Origin of the sequence: Pseudomonas sp. CFBP 13727, assembly GCF_014841915.1 — a bacterium.
In the GTDB taxonomy this organism is placed as follows: Bacteria; Pseudomonadota; Gammaproteobacteria; order Pseudomonadales; family Pseudomonadaceae; genus Aquipseudomonas; species Aquipseudomonas baltica.
The window spans coordinates 1,397,679-1,413,605 of the sequence record NZ_JACYUT010000001.1; the positions used below are offsets into that span (position 1 = coordinate 1,397,679).

Below are 15,927 nucleotides of genomic sequence, written 5' to 3' on the forward strand. Positions count from 1 at the left end.
CGATGATTGTACGCTCGGCGCAGAAGCTGACCCACGTACTGCTCAAGGCACTGACCCTGGGCAACTGGACGCTGGCCCGGCATCCGCAGCGCGAACCGCTGCTGTTGTCTGCGCGCGATGATGCCGATGGCGGGCACTACGCCGTGGGTTATCGGCTGGACGGCCGCGAGGTGTTCGCCACGCAGGTAGGCCAACGCTGCCATGACATCGTCACGCACCCGACGCTGCCTGTGGCGCTGTTCGTGGCTCGCCGTCCCGGCACCGAAAGCTACTTGATCGATCTGCACGACGGCGTGTTGCTGCAGACCCTGGCATCCCAGGCAGATCGGCACTTCTATGGCCACGCAGTAGTGCACAAGGATGGCGAGTGGCTGTACGCCACCGAGAACGACACCACCGAGCCAGGCCGTGGCGTTCTGGGGGTCTACCGCTTCGTCGACGGACGCCTGGTGCACAGTGGCGAACTGTCCACCCATGGCATCGGCCCTCATCAGGTATCGTGGATGCCGGACGGCGAAACCCTGGTGGTGGCCAATGGCGGTATTCGGACCGAGGCCGAGAGCCGGATCGAGATGAATCTGGATGCCATGCAGCCGAGCCTGGTGATGATGCAGCGCGATGGCACCCTGCTGAGCAAGGAGTGTCTGGAACAGCCGATGAACAGCGTGCGGCACCTGGCAATCGGCAGCGACGCTACCGTCTTCGCCTGCCAGCAATTCATGGGGCCTGCCCATGAAAGCGCGCCGCTGTTGGCGGTCAAGCGTCCCGGCCAGCCCTTCGAAGCCTTTCCCATTTCGCTGACGCAATTGCAATCCATGGGGCACTACACCGCCAGCGTTGCGGTGCACAGCGAGTTGCGCCTGGTGGCGCTGACGGCGCCGAGGGCCAACCGCTTTTTCATCTGGGACATGGATAGTGGTGCGGTCAGGCATGACGGCACCTTGCCCGACTGCGCAGGCGTGGGGGCTGTGGAGGACGGTTTCGTGGTGACTTCGGGGCAAGGCCGCTGCCGCCATTATGACTGCCGAGCAGCGCAGCTGGTGGGCATGCCGCTGCAATTGCCATCGGGGCTTTGGGACAACCACCTGTACCTGGCTTGAGCCAGTGCAACGTGAGCCAGCGAACTGGCTCGGGAATTCAACCCTGGGTGCGCACGCCTTGGCTCAGGCCCAGCATGAACAGGATGAAATCCTTGTCCGGGGTCACTGCGATGTGCGCCTTCTGCGACCGGGGCAATGGGCAATTGCCCTCACCGTGGGCCGCACTGACAATGGCCGAGCGGGGTTGTTCCCACGCCGCTGCCGCCGCAGTGGCCACCCCCAGGGCTGCCACCAGAAACAAACCTCGTGCCATTTCTAGTTTCATCACGCTAAACCTTTGATGGAGCTGCCGAATGCCGCTTCATAAAGGTAGATCAACTTCTGCCAGTCGGGTGCACTGAACGACGAATGGCGACGCAGCTGCTTCATGTCGTGGGAGGCAGCTTGCTGCGCGGTCATGCGCTGACGGCACTTCTCCAGGTCCAGCAGCGCTATCTCACCGCGTGCATTGCTGCCCTCGCCTGTCACGCGCACGAACACATGCTTGATATAGATGCAGCTGTGCTGCCAGCGGCCGCGGTGCATGCGCGCCAGATTGGTCGCCAGGCTCTGCAGAATCTGCTCGTGGACCGCTTCGCCGTGGCGTTCGCGGCCCCCGCCCTGCAGCCAGTGCTCATACTCCTCGAAACCGTCCAGGGAACGGGTTACCAGCAGTGCGCGCCACTGATTGTTCTCGTCGCGCTGCGTACCGCAAAAGATCATCTTCGGTACATTGACGTCGAGCTGGTAGAGCGCGGTCAACGCATCGCGTTCGCGCAGCACCGTTGGGCGACCGAACGGGTGCAGCCAGCTGCGGTAGATATGCCCGACCTGGCGCTTGACGTAGATCATCTGCCCGTCGGCAGCGAACAGGCGTTGCACGCCGCTTTCACCGCCGCGCCTGACATTGGGCTCTTCCACCCAGGCACCCTGCTGCCGCCAATAGTGATCGAAGTCGGCATCTCCGCTCGCCGTGCCTGCCGTCATACCTTCAACCGCCATCCTGCTTACCCCTTACGTAGAACGTATACTCGCCACATGGCGTACATCGGTAAAAAGTCCAGGCGTTCCTGGATACGGAAGCCGGCCTGGATGAACTCCGCTTCAACGGTTGCCGCCGGCAACACGAAGCGGTTCTGATACCCATCCTGCTCGTTGTGCAGGCGTCGACGATGCTCGGCCCGCTCACGCTTCCAGGCCTTGAAGTTGCCATCGACCCACAACGACAAGACCACACTGTCACGCGTCACTCGATGAAACTGCTTGAGAATCGTCATGCGGTGCTCGGCCTCGCCGATGTGGTGCAGCAACCTCATGCAGAAAATGCTGTCCACCGAATTGTCCGGCAGGGCCACATCGAATGCCGAGGTCTGCAGCGGCTGCACCCGGCCAACGATGTGCGCCGGCTGTGAAGCGCAGGCGGTTTCCACCATGGCCGCAGAGTTGTCCGCACCAATGATCACCCGGTTCTGCTTCTCCGCCAGCAGCGGCCAGAAACGACCGGCACCGCACGGCAGGTCCAGCACCAATCCAGGCTCGCCGACCAGGGCCAGGGCTTTGCGGGCCAGCTGTTCGTCACGTCTGTGCGACATGCGTCGAGCAAAACTGTTGCGGTGTTTGTCGAAATACTTCTGCGCGTGAGCGCGATCGTACTTATCGGAAAATTCCAGCTTCACGGGATCGGACATGGGCACGCCTCCAGGACAGTGGCGCACACCTTATTCATCCAACCGTCATGGCTAGGTCATGTCATTGTGAAAAATTTGTCAGAAGTTTCCGAGCTGATACAGGATATTTCCTACAATAATTGCACCTGGGGTGCGAAGCAAGCATCACCCCAGGGCTTGCTTGCCAAGGCCCAGCTCCACACTGAAGCGACAGCCATGGGGCTCGACGGCCTCCAGATGGACTTGCCAGCCCTGGTCCTCGCAGATCCGCTGGACCAACGACAGACCCAGGCCTAGCCCTTCTCCACGCTTTTCCGGGCCGCGCACGAACGGTTGGAACATGGCCTCGCGCTGGGCCTCGGGAATCCCTACACCGCTGTCTTCCACATGGAAGCCGCTCGCCCCCAGCGTCAGACGAATGAAACCCTGATCGGTGTAGTGCAGGGCATTGCGCAGCAGGTTGCCCATCACGGCGTGGAGAAAAGCACCGTTGTAGGTCTGCGCCAAGGGCGCACCAGCGACGAACTCAAGGGTCAGGCCTTTCTTTTCGATGGCTGGTCGCCATTGGGTCAGCAGCGCTTCGGCTACCTGACCCAGAGTGGCCGGCGTGGCTCTGCCGCTGTCGTCGCGCTGGGCCCGCGCCAGCATCAGGAAGGTCTGCACCAGGTCACGCATGTCTTCGCAGGCTCGGGCAATGCGCAGCACCTGCGCACGGGAACGCTCCGGCAGCGCCGGGTTCTCCAGCAGCAGCTCGCAGGAGCTGGCGAGCACCATCAACGGCGTGCGCAGTTCATGGCTCACGTCGCTGGTAAACAGCCGTTCGCGGGTCAAGGCATCGCGCAGGCGGCCAAGGGTGGCATCGAAGGCCACGGCCAGCTCGCCGACTTCGTCGGCCGTATAGTCCGGTGCCAATGGCGGTGCCAGGCCAAGAATCTGATCACGATGGCGCACCTGGCGGGCCAGGCGCACCACGGGCGCCATGACCTTGCGTGCCAAGACCCAGCCAAGAAAGATCGCCAGGGCCAGGCTGAGCACGAAGCCCACCAGCACCACGGCGAACAGCACTCTTTCGCGCTCTTCGAAATCGCTCTGATCCTGCAACAAGGCGTAACGACGACCGTCGACTACCTCGATCATCGCGTGGTAGGACAGGTCGCCGCGAAAAACTTCGTGGAAGCCGCGTGGCAGATGCCTCACATCGGCAGTGAGCGCGAAGTCGCCCGGACCGTTATCGTAGTAGAACAACTGATCGGGCTCGGGGCGATGGCTCCAGTCGGCCGCGTTGTCCATCAGCAGCAGGCGCTGCAGGTCGCCGCCCAGGCCTGCGGATATCAACCGCTCCTCCACCAGGTGCACGGTAGCCACGATACCGACCGCGAACGCCCCTGCGACCAGCGCACTCATCAACGCAAACGCGATGATGATGCGTTGTGCGAGGCTCTGCTTAAACTCCATCGCGGCCTTCGGCAAGACGGTAACCGACACCGTGCACGGTGTGCAGCAAGGGCTTCTCGAACGGCTTGTCGATCACCTGGCGCAGCTGATGGACGTGGCTGCGCAGGCTGTCGCTGTCGGGGCAGTCATCGCCCCACAGGGCTTCCTCGAGCACTTCGCGGCGCAGCACATGGGGGCTCTTCTGCATCAGCACGGCGAGCAGCTTGAGGCCCACCGGGTTGAGCTTGAGCAGGCGGCCCTCGCGGGTGACCTCGAGGGTGTCGAGGTCGTAGATCAGATCGCCCACCTGCAGCGAGCGACGACCGCCGCCCTGGGCCCGGCGCAGGACCGCTTCGATGCGTGCCGCCAGCTCCGACAAGGCAAACGGCTTGAGCAGGTAGTCGTCGGCACCGGAACGAAAACCCTGCAGGCGATCGTCCAGCTGGTCGCGCGCGGTGAGCATGATCACCGGCGTATCGCGCCGGGCATCTTCGCGCAGGCGCTTGCACAGCGTATAGCCATCGATGCCCGGGAGCATGATGTCGAGCACGATGAGGTCGTAGTGCTCGGTCGCCGCCAGGTGCAATCCGGACAGGCCGTCCTGGGCGCAGTCGACGGTGTAGCCTTTCATACCCAGGTAATCGGCCAGGTTGGCCAGGATGTCGCGGTTGTCTTCAACCAGTAGGATTCGCATGGGCAGGTCTCCGAGTGCTGCTGTCGCCCCGGCGGGGCTCGCGCAGCTTATAGGCTGGGCAGGCATAAAAAAACCCCGGCCATCGCTGGCCGGGGTTTTTCTTACCTGAGGACAGGTAGAGCGCGGGACTCGCTTACATCATGCCGCCCATGCCACCCATGCCGCCCATGTCTGGCATGCCGCCGCCAGCCGAGCCTTCGGCTTTCGGCTTGTCGGCAATGGCCGCTTCGGTGGTCAGGATCAGACCACCGATGGAAGCTGCAGCCTGCAAGGCCGAACGGGTCACCTTGGTAGGATCCAGAATGCCCATTTCGATCATGTCGCCGTAGACGCCAGTTGCAGCGTTGTAACCGTAGTTACCATTGCCGTTCTTGACTTCGTTGACGACAACGCTTGGCTCGTCGCCGGAGTTGGCAGCGATCTGGCGCAGCGGTGCTTCGACTGCGCGACGCAGTACAGCTATACCTACGTTCTGATCAGCGTTGTCGCCGGTCAGGTTGGTCAGCGCTTCCAGAGCACGGATCAGTGCAACGCCACCGCCAGGTACCACGCCTTCTTCGACGGCTGCGCGGGTTGCGTGCAGGGCGTCTTCAACGCGGGCTTTCTTCTCTTTCATTTCAACTTCGGAGCCAGCGCCAACCTTGATCACTGCAACGCCGCCAGACAGCTTGGCCAGGCGTTCCTGCAGTTTTTCACGGTCGTAGTCCGAGGAAGTTTCGGCAACCTGGGCACGGATCTGGTTGATACGGGACTGGATGTCGCCTTCAACGCCAGCACCGTCGACGATGATGGTGTTTTCCTTGGAAATGGTCACGCGCTTGGCGCTGCCCAGGTTTTCCAGGGTGGCACTTTCCAAGCTCAGGCCGATCTCTTCGGAGATAACGGTACCGCCGGTCAGTACGGCGATGTCCTGCAGCATGGACTTGCGACGATCGCCGAAGCCCGGCGCCTTGACGGCAGCGACTTTGACGATACCGCGCATGTTGTTCACGACCAGAGTCGCCAAGGCTTCGCCTTCGACGTCTTCGGAAACGATCAACAGCGGGCGGCCGGCCTTGGCAACAGCTTCCAGCACCGGCAGCATTTCACGGATGTTGGAGATTTTCTTGTCGACCAGCAGGATCAGCGGGCTGTCCAGCTCGGCGACCATGGTCTCAGGCTTGTTGACGAAGTACGGGGACAGGTAGCCACGGTCGAACTGCATGCCTTCTACAACCGACAGCTCGTTTTCCAGGCCACTGCCTTCTTCAACGGTGATCACGCCTTCTTTACCGACTTTTTCCATGGCTTCGGCAATGATGTCGCCGATGGAGCTGTCGGAGTTGGCGGAGATGGTACCGACCTGAGCGATGGCCTTGGTATCGGCGCATGGCTTGGACAGGTTTTTCAGCTCGGCAACAACGGCGATGGTCGCCTTGTCGATGCCGCGCTTGAGGTCCATCGGGTTCATGCCGGCAGCGACGGCCTTGTAGCCTTCGTTGACGATGGCCTGAGCCAGAACGGTAGCGGTCGTGGTGCCGTCGCCTGCGTCATCGTTGGCACGGGAGGCAACGTCTTTGACCAGCTGCGCGCCCATGTTTTCGAAACGGTCTTCGAGCTCGATTTCCTTGGCAACGGAAACGCCGTCCTTGGTGATGGTCGGAGCGCCGAAGCTCTTCTCGATGATCACGTTACGGCCTTTCGGGCCCAGGGTCGCTTTTACCGCGTCTGCCAGGACGTTGACACCAGTCAGCATTTTCTTGCGGGCGGAGTCGCCGAATTTAACTTCTTTAGCAGCCATGATCGATTTCCTTGAATACTGGGTAGTAACGGGAGTTCAGTGGTTTCAGACTTCGACGACGGCGAGGATCTCGCTCTCGCTCATCACCAGCAGGTCTTCACCGTCGACCTTGACGGTGTTGCTGCCCGAGTAAGGGCCGAATACCACCTTGTCACCCACTTTGACGGCCAGCGCACGAACTTCGCCGCTCTCCAGGATCTTGCCGGTGCCCACTGCGACGATTTCGCCACGGTTGGGTTTTTCAGCGGCCGAACCTGGCAGAACGATACCGCCAGCGGTTTTGGACTCTTCTTCGCTGCGACGGATAACGACGCGGTCATGCAGAGGACGAAGCTTCATTGTCGATCTCTCCTAATTATGGTTTTCATCGGCCGGTGTGTACCGGCGGTGTGGATCTTCCGGCGTAACCGGTCGCGTCTTGCACCGCAAGACGCGGGAACATGTGTGGCGCAATCGCCACAAACCTTGCGGTGACCCATACATGAGGTCGGCGCGAGCGATTACAAGGGCCGGGCTGAAAAAATTTGCAGGCGAAGCTGCAAAAGAAACGGCGCCCGAGGGCGCCGTTGACACGTTGCAGCAGGTGTTCAGCGGTCCGGACGCGACGTGTCGCGACCGACCACTTCGCCTTCGATCACCTCGCCTTCGATGACGTGAGCTCGGTAGGCCTGGGCCGGGCCACCCGGGGGCGGCATGTCGTCGGCGAACGCGCGCTGGCGCATGGCTTGCGCCTGGGCACGCTCGCGTACCTTGCGGATCAGGAAGTGCCGGGTGAATGGCAGCAGGCACAGCACAGCCAGCAGATCGCTGATGAAGCCGGGCACGATCAGCAGTACGCCGCCGACGGCGGTGACCAGACCATTGAACATCTGCTCGGCAGGCAGCTCGCCGCGCTGCAGGCTGGCTCGGGTACGCAGGACGGTGGCCAGACCGGCGACGCGCATGACCAGCACACCCAATGCCGAACCGGCGATGATGAGCAGCAGCGCGGGAAAGAACCCGATCGCCGTGCTCACCTTGAAGAAGACGTACAGTTCCAGCACGGGGAACAACAGGAACAGCAATAGAAAAGCGCGCATCAAATGGTTTCCTCTACGGAAGAATGCCTTCCAGTAGACCCTAGATGACGTCAATAAATCGTTAATTCAAGGTGGCGACCCATCAGTCGCTTAGGCCAGTCCCGCGAAACCCGCGCCAGCCGGGCCTCGCAGACTTGTGTCGGCGTATTGCAATGTTACCAGGCGACACCGAAACCGGCGGTGTAGCGGGTACTGTCCAGGTCCGCACCACTGGTGCCGCTGACCAGGTCCTTCTCGGCCTTGAGGTTCAACGACGCCCATTCGGTAACCTTGTAGCGCAGGCCCATTTCGGCATCCAGGCTGTAGTCGGCGACGTTGCCGATCGGCTTGCCGAGTTCGCCGCGGGTGAAGAACTCGACCGTCTTGCCGATCAGGTAGCGGTTGTAGTCCCACTTCATGGCCAGCGAATAGAAGTTGTCCTTGTCGCCGTCGGCATACTGGTAGTCGGTGCGGTTGATCAAGCCACCGAGGGAGAACGCACCCAGTTCGTCGTCCCAGAACTGGTAGCCCGGGCCGGTACCCACGGTGCGCTGACGCTCCAGGTCCTCGATCTTGTCACGCTTGTAATCAACCCGGCCCTGCCAGAACCACTGATCGGTGAGGAAGCGGTCAAGGGAGTATTCGAGATCGAAATTGTCGGTCGTGACGATGCTGTCCTGGGACTCGCGGTTGTACTCGCCAGAGCCGATATGACGCCACTTGCCGTGCCTGGCGGTAGTCTTGAAGGCGACGTTGTAGTCGTCGGTATCGGTTTCGGCACGCTTGTAGTCCAGGCCCAGGTCGACGTTGCCCTTGATCTGCAGATCGGTGACCACCGGCTTGGGCTTGATGATCTGCTGGATGCTGGCCAACTCGACGGTCTTCGGTGCATCACCGTTCTGCAGGATGACTTTGCCGTCTTCGGCGGCCTTGAACGACTTGGTTTTCTCGCCGATGTAGTCATCCTGCTTGACCAGCAGTTCCTGGTCGCTTTCCATGGTCTTGATCTGTTTCCAGTCCAGAGGAATCGAACCACCGTATTCAGTCTTCACCATCAGCTTGCCACCGTCGAACACGGTAATCTTGCCGGAGATACGGTCGCCGTTCTTCAACCAGACTGTATCGGCAAACGTCACGGAAGAGGTGGAAGCCAGGGCAAGGCACAGCAGGGTTCTAGGCAACATAAGCGGATTCTGGGTGCTCTGAAGTGTAGGAAATGCGGCATTATTCGGTAGGACAAGATCCGAGCAAGGACAGACCCCGAGATGACAGACGAGTTCAATTCTCAACTGCAAAATACTCCGGATCAGGCTGCGGCCGTTCGCCGCACTGCGCTGTACACCGTGCTGGCTCAGGTACCGGAGGGCAAAGTGGTGACCTATGGACAGTTGGCCGAACTGGCCATGCTCGGGCGGGCGGCCCGCTGGGTCGGACGTACCCTGAGCCAACTGCCGGACGGTACCCGCCTGCCCTGGCACCGTGTGGTTGCCGCCGGCGGGCGGCTGAGCCTAGCGGCAGGCACGTGCAGCGGGGCCGAACAACGCGCACGCCTGCGTGGCGAAGGCGTGCTGATCATGAAGAATCGCGTGGATATGGCACGCCATGGCTGGCGTCCGGAGCAGGCATGCGGTTAGAGTGCGCGCTTTGTTTCGCAAACTGAGGCAGATTCCAGCCCATGCCCCGTAAAACCTGGCGCGCCGCGCTCGCCGCTTATGCCAGCCCTTCCACCGTTGTGCTTCTGCTGCTCGGTTTCGCTGCCGGCCTGCCGTACATGCTGGTGTTTTCAACCCTGTCGGTGTGGTTGCGTGAAGCGGGCGTCGCCCGTGAAACCATCGGTTACGCCAGCCTGATCGGTCTGGCCTATGCCTTCAAATGGGTATGGTCGCCGCTGCTCGACCAGTGGCGGCTGCCACTGCTCGGCAAGCTGGGCCGGCGTCGTTCCTGGCTGGTTCTGGCTCAGGCTCTGGTGATCCTCGGCCTGGTGGGCATGAGTTTCTGCGACCCGCAGAAGCATCTGTCGTGGTTGATCGCGATTGCTGTGGTGGTCGCGTTCGCCTCGGCCACTCAGGACATCGCGGTAGACGCCTACCGCCTGGAAATCGCCGAAGACCAGCGCCAGGCCGCCCTCGCCGCCAGCTACATGGCCGGCTATCGCGTGGCCGCGTTGCTGGCCACCGCCGGTGCGCTGTACTTCGCCGAAGGCTTCGGTTCCACCGGCTTCGCCTATCTGCACCAGGCCTGGGCCAACACGTACCTGCTGTTCGGTGTGCTGATGGTACCGGCACTGATCACTACCCTGATCATGCGCGAACCCCCGGTAGCCCTGCGCACGCAATTGTCCGCAGCGCGCTACGGCTTCAGCCACCAACTGATGTCGGTGTTCGTGCTGATCGTGTTGCTGGTGTCGGTGCCGGCGATGTTCACCCAGTTGTACAACACCGATTTTGCCAGCGTGCTGTTCGGCAGCCAGAGCCTGATCGACCTGCTGCTCGAAGACCGGGCATTCCTGCGTGCGCTGCTCTACATAATCCTGACTGCGGTGTGCCTGTCTTCGGTCGGTCGCCGCGGGTTGGCTCCCGTGCTCACACCGATCAACGATTTCATCCTGCGCTACCGCTGGCAGGCATTGCTGCTGCTGGGCCTGATCGCGACCTACCGGATGTCCGATACGGTGATGGGTGTCATGGCCAACGTCTTCTACATCGACCAAGGCTTCACCAAGGACCAGATCGCCAGCGTCAGCAAGATCTTCGGCCTGATCATGACCCTGCTCGGCGCCGGCTTCGGCGGCCTGCTGATCGTGCGCTTCGGCATCCTGCCCATTCTGTTCATCGGTGGCATCACGTCGGCGGGGACCAACCTGCTGTTCCTGATGCTGGCCGACATGGGGCCGAATCTGCAGATGCTGGTGCTGACCATCTCGCTGGACAACTTCAGCTCCGGGCTCGCCACTTCGGCCTTCGTCGCCTACCTGTCGAGCCTGACCAACCTCAAGTTCTCGGCGACCCAATACGCCCTGCTGAGCTCGATCATGCTCCTCCTGCCGCGCCTGATCGGGGGCTACTCAGGGGTCATGGTCGAGAAGTTCGGCTACCACAATTTCTTCCTCATCACCGCCCTGCTCGGTGTGCCGACCCTGCTGCTGATCGCCCTGCACTGGAAGCAGGAGAATGCCCGCATCGCGCGCGACGGGCCTGACGAAGAACCCTCCTGACAAAAAAAAGCCCCGGCCATGATGACCGGGGCTTTTTCGTGAAGCGTTGCGAACCTACTTGGCTTCGCCTTCCTGCATCACCCGAATCACACGCTGCGGAAACGGAATGTCGATGCCTTCGGCACGCAGGCGATCGCGGATCTCGCCGTTGAGCATGTTGGTCACGCCGCCGAAGTCGCCAGTGTTCACCCAGATCCGCAAGGACACGGTGATCGAGCTGTCGCCCAGGGCCGCCACGACGGCCTCGGGTGCCGGGGTCTGCAACACGCGTGGGTCCTTGGCCAGGTCCAGCAGGATCTCGCGAGCTTTCTGCAGGTCGGCATCGTAGTCCACACCGATGTCGAAGGTGATCTTGCGCGTGGGCTGACGGTTGGTGTTGGTGATGATGCCGTTAGACAGGTTGCCGTTGGGCAGGATCACCGTGCGGTTATCGCCGGTGCGCAACACGGTATGGAAGATCTGGATGGAGTCGACCGTACCGCTCACACCCTGCGCTTCGATCCAGTCGCCGATGCGAAAGGGACGGAACAGCAGGATCAGCACGCCGCCGGCGAAGTTCGCCAGGCTGCCTTGCAGGGCCAGGCCGATGGCCAGGGTCGCACCACCGATGGCGGCAACGAACGAGGTCGTCTCGATACCGATCATCGAGGCCACGCTGACCATCAAGAGGATCTTCAGGATGATATTGGCGATCGTGCCGATGAAGTTCTGCAGCGCCAGATCGATGTGACGCAGGGCCAGCAGTTTCTGCAGGTTGGCGGTGACTCGGTTGATCAACCACCAACCCACGCACAGCACCACCAAGGCGAGGATCACCTTGCTGCCGTACTGCATGACCATCGGAATCCAGGCCTGCGAGGCCTGGACCAGATGATTGACTTCCGCGTTCAAATCCATGGGGTTCTCCTACCGCCTTCGTTCAAGCTTCGTTCAAGCTTCGTTCAAGAAAAGCGTGCGGTAACCGGCAAAGACCAGCTCGGGCGTACCGGCGCCACGATCTGAAAGGCCACGGCAAGCCCGGCGCCAGAGGCTCCGGCCGCACTGATGCTCCGACGCCGGTCGCCTGGCAAGGTTCAGCCCGGCCCGCCGTTCTTCATCAATCGCGAAAGTTGTTGAACTGCAGCGGCATGCCGAATTCCTTCGCGCGCAGGGCAGCGATTGCCTCCTGCAAGTCATCGCGTTTCTTGCCGGTGATGCGCACCTGCTCACCCTGGATGGCAGCCTGCACCTTGAGCTTGGCGTCCTTGACGTGAGCGACGATCTTCTTCGCCAGTTCCTTCTCGATACCTTCGCGCAGGATCGCTTCCTGCTTCATTTCCTTACCCGAGGCGTAGGCTTCCTTGACCTCGAGGCATTGCACGTCGATCTTGCGCTTGACCAGTGCCAGCTTGAGAATCTCGATCATGGCTTCCAGCTGGTACTCGGCTTCGGCGGTCAGGGTGACCGTCAGCTCCTTGAATGCGAAACTGCCTTTTCCCTTGAGATCGTAACGGCGATCCAGCTCCTTGATGGCGTTGTCGACCGCGTTGGTGACTTCGTGCTTGTCCAACTCGGACACTACGTCGAACGAGGGCATGTGTTTCCTCCAGAATTGATCGGCGGCTCGTTGAAAGAAGGAGCACGCCTGGCTTGACGATTGAAATGCCCGCTCATTATAAGGGAGCCGGCATCGTGAAATGCCACCCCACCGCTTGAATTCAGGCATGGGTCATCACTTTCCACACGAGCCTGATATGCGCAACCTCCCCCCAAGCAATGCGGCCGCCGACGAACCAGCGCTGGTCGTCGCAGAACCGCCGGCAGCCCGATCCTGGCATGTGTTGGGCGCAGGCAGCCTGGGTACGTTGTGGGCGTGCCGCCTGGCCCGCGCGGGCTTGCAGGTGCAACTGTTATTGCGCAATGCCGCGCGCCTGCAGGCCTACCGCGCAGCCGGTGGCTTGCGCTTGATCGAAAGCGGCGAGGCCAGCGTTCACTGCCTGCCGGCCACCGACGTGGCCGCCGAGGGCGCGATCACCCGCCTGTTGCTGACCTGCAAGGCCTACGATGCGCAAGCGGCCATTGCCAGTGTCGCCGCGCGGCTGGCACCCGGCGCCGAAGTGATCCTTCTGCAGAACGGCATGGGCAGTCAGCAGGCGGTGGCCGAAATGCTGCCGCAGGCGCGCTGTATCTATGCCTCGACCACCGAAGGCGCCTACCGTGCCGCCGATTTCCAGGCGGTTTTCGCCGGGCAGGGCTTTACCTGGCTGGGCGATGCCGACCCGGCCTGCCCCACCCACCCTGCAGCCTTGCTGGCCGACCTAAAGCGTGCCGGCATCGCTCATCAGTGGACACCCAGTATCCATTCGCGCCTGTGGCGCAAGCTGGCGCTCAACTGCGCGATCAACCCGCTGACCGTGCTGTACGGCTGTCGCAATGGCGCGTTGGCGGACCATCACGACGAAGTGGCCATCCTTTGCGCCGAGCTGGCACAGCTGCTGGACGCGTGCGGGCAGGTGGACGCGGCCCAGGGGCTGCACGAGGAAGTACGACGGGTTATCCAGGCGACCGCTGCCAATTACTCTTCGATGTACCAGGACGTCTACCAGGGTCGGCGCACCGAAATCGACTATCTGCTGGGCTACGCCTGCAAAGCCGCGCTGGAGCGGCACTGCGAGGTGCCACATCTGCAAGCGCTGCAGGCGCGGCTGGTGCGGGCCTTGAACAAGACCTGAGACCGCGCCCTTCGCGGCCACCGACCGCTCCTACGGAGGGACGCACGATCTCCGTAGGAGCGGTCCGTGGCCGCGAAACAGTCGCGCGGTGAATCAGGCATACCGCAGCGCGCTCTTCGCGGCCACTGGCCGCTCCTACGGAGGGACGCACGATCTGCGTAGGAGCGGTCATCGGCCGCGAAACAGGCGCCGCGGTGTATCAGGCGAACCGCGGGATTTGCAAAACAGGTTTGCTACACTGGCGCTCTGCCCTGCCGTGGAAGCGACCCGCCAATGCCCTTGCGCCAGAGACTCGAAAACCTGCCGGTTGGCCAGAAACTGCTGGCTGCCCTGCTGGTGCTGTTGACCACGGTCCTGCTGGTCGCCAACCTCACGTTCATCAGTGCCGCCTACTGGATTTCCCAGGAAAGCATGGCGCCCCAGGCCTTGCAGACCATCGGCCGACTGCTGGCCAACCCTGGCCTTGCGCAGCGGGCGGTACGCTCGCCGCAGGACGCCGAAGCGCTGCTCGAAGAGCTCAACAGCTATTCCCCGTTGCGCGCCGCCGCCATCTACGACGCCCAGGGCGAGCGCCTGGCCCAGTTGCAGCACGGCGACCGGCTGAAGATGCCGGCCCGCTTCGCCAGCATCGAAGCCTGGCGCTCCACCGAATTCCGCAGCACCCAGTTGGTGCCTCTGCCCAGTGCCGGCCATCTGCTGCTGGTGGCCAGCAGCGAACTGCCCGTGGCGTTCTACACCGGCACGCTGACTGCCAGCCTGGGCATCCTGGTGTTCAGCGTGCTGTTGTGGATGATCATCGCCCGGCAGATCAAGCGCTTGATCACCCAACCCATCTATCGCCTCGAAGAGCTGTCGCGCCAGGTCACCCGCGAAGAAAACTACGCCTTGCGCGCCGGCCGCGGCAACCACGACGAGATCGGCAGCCTGGCGGAAGCGTTCAACACCATGCTTTCACGCATCGAGGCCCGCGAACAGCAACTCAAGCGTGCCCGCGACGAGTCCCAGGCCGCCTACGACCAGGCCCAGGGGCTGGCCGAAGAAACTCGCCACACCAACCGCAAGCTCGAACTCGAAGTCCAGGTGCGCAGCAAGATCGAGAAGAAACTCACCGGCTTTCAGAACTACCTCAACAGCATCATCGACTCCATGCCTTCGGCACTCATTGCCCTCGACGAGCAGCTGTACGTCACCCAATGGAATCAGGAAGCCAGCGCACTTTCCGGAACGCCGCTGGACGAGGCGCTCAATCAACCGATCTTTCTTGCATTCGCCCCGCTCAAACCGTTCCTGCCGCAGCTCAAGACCACGGTCGAACAGCACACGGTGGCCAAGATCGAGCGGGTCACCTGGGTCAAGGACGACACCCCACACCATTACGCGCTGACCTTCTATCCGCTGATGGGCGGTGCCGGCCGCGGCGTGGTGATTCGCATCGACGACATCACTCAGCGCCTGTCCCTGGAAGAGATGATGGTGCAGTCGGAAAAGATGCTCTCGGTGGGGGGGCTGGCCGCCGGCATGGCCCACGAAATCAACAACCCCCTGGGCGCGATCCTGCACAACGTGCAGAACGTCAGGCGCCGCCTTTCGGCCGACCTGCCGAAGAACCTCGAACAGGCCAGCGATGCCGGTGTCGATCTGGCAGCAGTGAACGCCTACCTGCAAGGGCGCGAAATCCCGCAGCTGCTCGACGGCATTCAGCAGGCCGGTGCACGGGCAGCCAAGATCGTCACCCACATGCTCAGCTTCAGCCGCCGCAGCACGCGGGAAATGGCACCGTGCGACCTGCCCGCCCTGATCGACCAGGCGGTGGAGATCGCCGGCAACGACTTCGACCTGGCGATCGGTTTCGACTTCAAGGGACAAAACATCGTGCGCCAGTTCGACCCGGCGCTGGGCCCGGTACCGGGCACTGCCAACGAGCTGGAGCAAGTGCTGCTCAACCTGCTGAAAAACGCGGCGCAGGCCATTCACCAGCGCAACGACGAGCACGAGCCGGGTCGCATCATCCTGCGCACCCGGCTGAGCCCGCCGTGGGCGGAAATCCAGGTCGAGGACAACGGCGTGGGCATGCCCGAAAGCGTGCGCAAGCGTACGTTCGAGCCCTTCTTCACCACCAAGGAGATTGGCCAGGGCACCGGCCTGGGCCTGTCGGTGTCCTACTTCATCATCACCAACAACCACAAGGGCCAGATGGAAGTGCAATCCAGCCCTGGCCAGGGCACCTGCTTCACCCTGCGCCTGCCGTTGGCCGGCAATCCGCTGCCCCTCACCACCACGGAGACATGAG

General features: G+C 62.2%; 16 protein-coding genes. 5 read left to right on the forward strand and 11 right to left on the reverse strand.

Annotated features, from left to right (window positions below):
* The first annotated feature begins 2 nt into the window (after positions 1-2).
* On the forward strand, positions 3-1,100 hold the full coding sequence (locus IFT76_RS06200) for a DUF1513 domain-containing protein (RefSeq protein ID WP_192057656.1): 1,098 nt from the start codon (positions 3-5) through the stop codon (positions 1,098-1,100).
* Between the two features lie 37 nt (positions 1,101-1,137).
* Here the strand turns inward: IFT76_RS06200 and IFT76_RS06205 are convergent, their stop codons facing one another.
* From IFT76_RS06205 to IFT76_RS06245, 9 genes are all read right to left on the reverse strand, one after another.
* Positions 1,138-1,365 (reverse strand): hypothetical protein, encoded by a 228-nt coding sequence (locus IFT76_RS06205; protein WP_122479441.1) that lies wholly within the window; start codon positions 1,363-1,365, stop codon positions 1,138-1,140.
* Positions 1,365-2,081 carry a lipopolysaccharide kinase InaA family protein gene (locus IFT76_RS06210; protein ID WP_192057657.1) on the reverse strand — a complete coding sequence of 239 codons (717 nt, stop codon included), beginning with the start codon at positions 2,079-2,081 and terminating at the stop codon, positions 1,365-1,367. Before IFT76_RS06210 ends, IFT76_RS06205 begins: the two co-directional genes overlap by 1 nt.
* 5 nt (positions 2,082-2,086) lie before the next feature.
* Positions 2,087-2,767, reverse strand: coding sequence for a class I SAM-dependent methyltransferase (locus IFT76_RS06215; RefSeq protein WP_192057658.1), 681 nt, complete (start codon positions 2,765-2,767; stop codon positions 2,087-2,089).
* A 144-nt stretch (positions 2,768-2,911) separates the two neighbouring features.
* Positions 2,912-4,201 (reverse strand): sensor histidine kinase, encoded by a 1,290-nt coding sequence (locus IFT76_RS06220; protein WP_192057659.1) that lies wholly within the window; start codon positions 4,199-4,201, stop codon positions 2,912-2,914.
* Positions 4,191-4,874 carry a two-component system response regulator ColR gene (gene colR, locus IFT76_RS06225; RefSeq protein ID WP_122479445.1) on the reverse strand — a complete coding sequence of 228 codons (684 nt, stop codon included), beginning with the start codon at positions 4,872-4,874 and terminating at the stop codon, positions 4,191-4,193. The genes IFT76_RS06220 and colR overlap by 11 nt, the downstream gene beginning before the upstream one ends.
* A gap of 133 nt (positions 4,875-5,007) precedes the next feature.
* Complete coding sequence (groL, locus tag IFT76_RS06230; RefSeq protein ID WP_122479446.1) at positions 5,008-6,654, reverse strand: chaperonin GroEL; 1,647 nt, start codon at positions 6,652-6,654, stop codon at positions 5,008-5,010.
* Between the two features lie 45 nt (positions 6,655-6,699).
* Positions 6,700-6,993 (reverse strand): co-chaperone GroES, encoded by a 294-nt coding sequence (locus IFT76_RS06235; RefSeq protein WP_192057660.1) that lies wholly within the window; start codon positions 6,991-6,993, stop codon positions 6,700-6,702.
* Positions 6,994-7,241: 248 nt separating this feature from the next.
* Complete coding sequence (locus IFT76_RS06240) at positions 7,242-7,733, reverse strand: FxsA family protein (protein ID WP_122479448.1); 492 nt, start codon at positions 7,731-7,733, stop codon at positions 7,242-7,244.
* A gap of 155 nt (positions 7,734-7,888) precedes the next feature.
* Positions 7,889-8,896: a DUF481 domain-containing protein gene (locus tag IFT76_RS06245; protein WP_185794023.1), complete on the reverse strand. Its 1,008-nt coding sequence runs from the start codon at positions 8,894-8,896 to the stop codon at positions 7,889-7,891.
* 81 nt (positions 8,897-8,977) lie between these two features.
* On the opposite strand from IFT76_RS06245, the gene IFT76_RS06250 reads away from it, so the two are divergent.
* Together IFT76_RS06250 and IFT76_RS06255 are read left to right on the forward strand one after the other, a co-directional pair.
* Positions 8,978-9,346 carry an MGMT family protein gene (locus IFT76_RS06250; protein ID WP_122479450.1) on the forward strand — a complete coding sequence of 123 codons (369 nt, stop codon included), beginning with the start codon at positions 8,978-8,980 and terminating at the stop codon, positions 9,344-9,346.
* Between the two features lie 41 nt (positions 9,347-9,387).
* A complete protein-coding gene (locus IFT76_RS06255) occupies positions 9,388-10,926 on the forward strand; it encodes an AmpG family muropeptide MFS transporter (RefSeq protein ID WP_122479451.1) in 1,539 nt (512 codons plus the stop codon).
* Between the two features lie 54 nt (positions 10,927-10,980).
* On the opposite strand, the gene IFT76_RS06260 is transcribed toward IFT76_RS06255, so the two are convergent.
* Together IFT76_RS06260 and IFT76_RS06265 are read right to left on the reverse strand one after the other, a co-directional pair.
* Positions 10,981-11,823: a mechanosensitive ion channel family protein gene (locus tag IFT76_RS06260; RefSeq protein WP_122479452.1), complete on the reverse strand. Its 843-nt coding sequence runs from the start codon at positions 11,821-11,823 to the stop codon at positions 10,981-10,983.
* A gap of 199 nt (positions 11,824-12,022) precedes the next feature.
* Positions 12,023-12,502: a YajQ family cyclic di-GMP-binding protein gene (locus IFT76_RS06265; protein WP_192057661.1), complete on the reverse strand. Its 480-nt coding sequence runs from the start codon at positions 12,500-12,502 to the stop codon at positions 12,023-12,025.
* Between the two features lie 157 nt (positions 12,503-12,659).
* On the opposite strand from IFT76_RS06265, the gene IFT76_RS06270 reads away from it, so the two are divergent.
* Positions 12,660-13,637, forward strand: a complete 978-nt coding sequence (locus IFT76_RS06270; protein ID WP_192057662.1) for a putative 2-dehydropantoate 2-reductase — start codon at positions 12,660-12,662, stop codon at positions 13,635-13,637.
* A 273-nt stretch (positions 13,638-13,910) separates the two neighbouring features.
* Positions 13,911-15,926: an ATP-binding protein gene (locus IFT76_RS06275; protein ID WP_192057663.1), complete on the forward strand. Its 2,016-nt coding sequence runs from the start codon at positions 13,911-13,913 to the stop codon at positions 15,924-15,926.
* The last annotated feature ends 1 nt before the right edge of the window (position 15,927 follow it).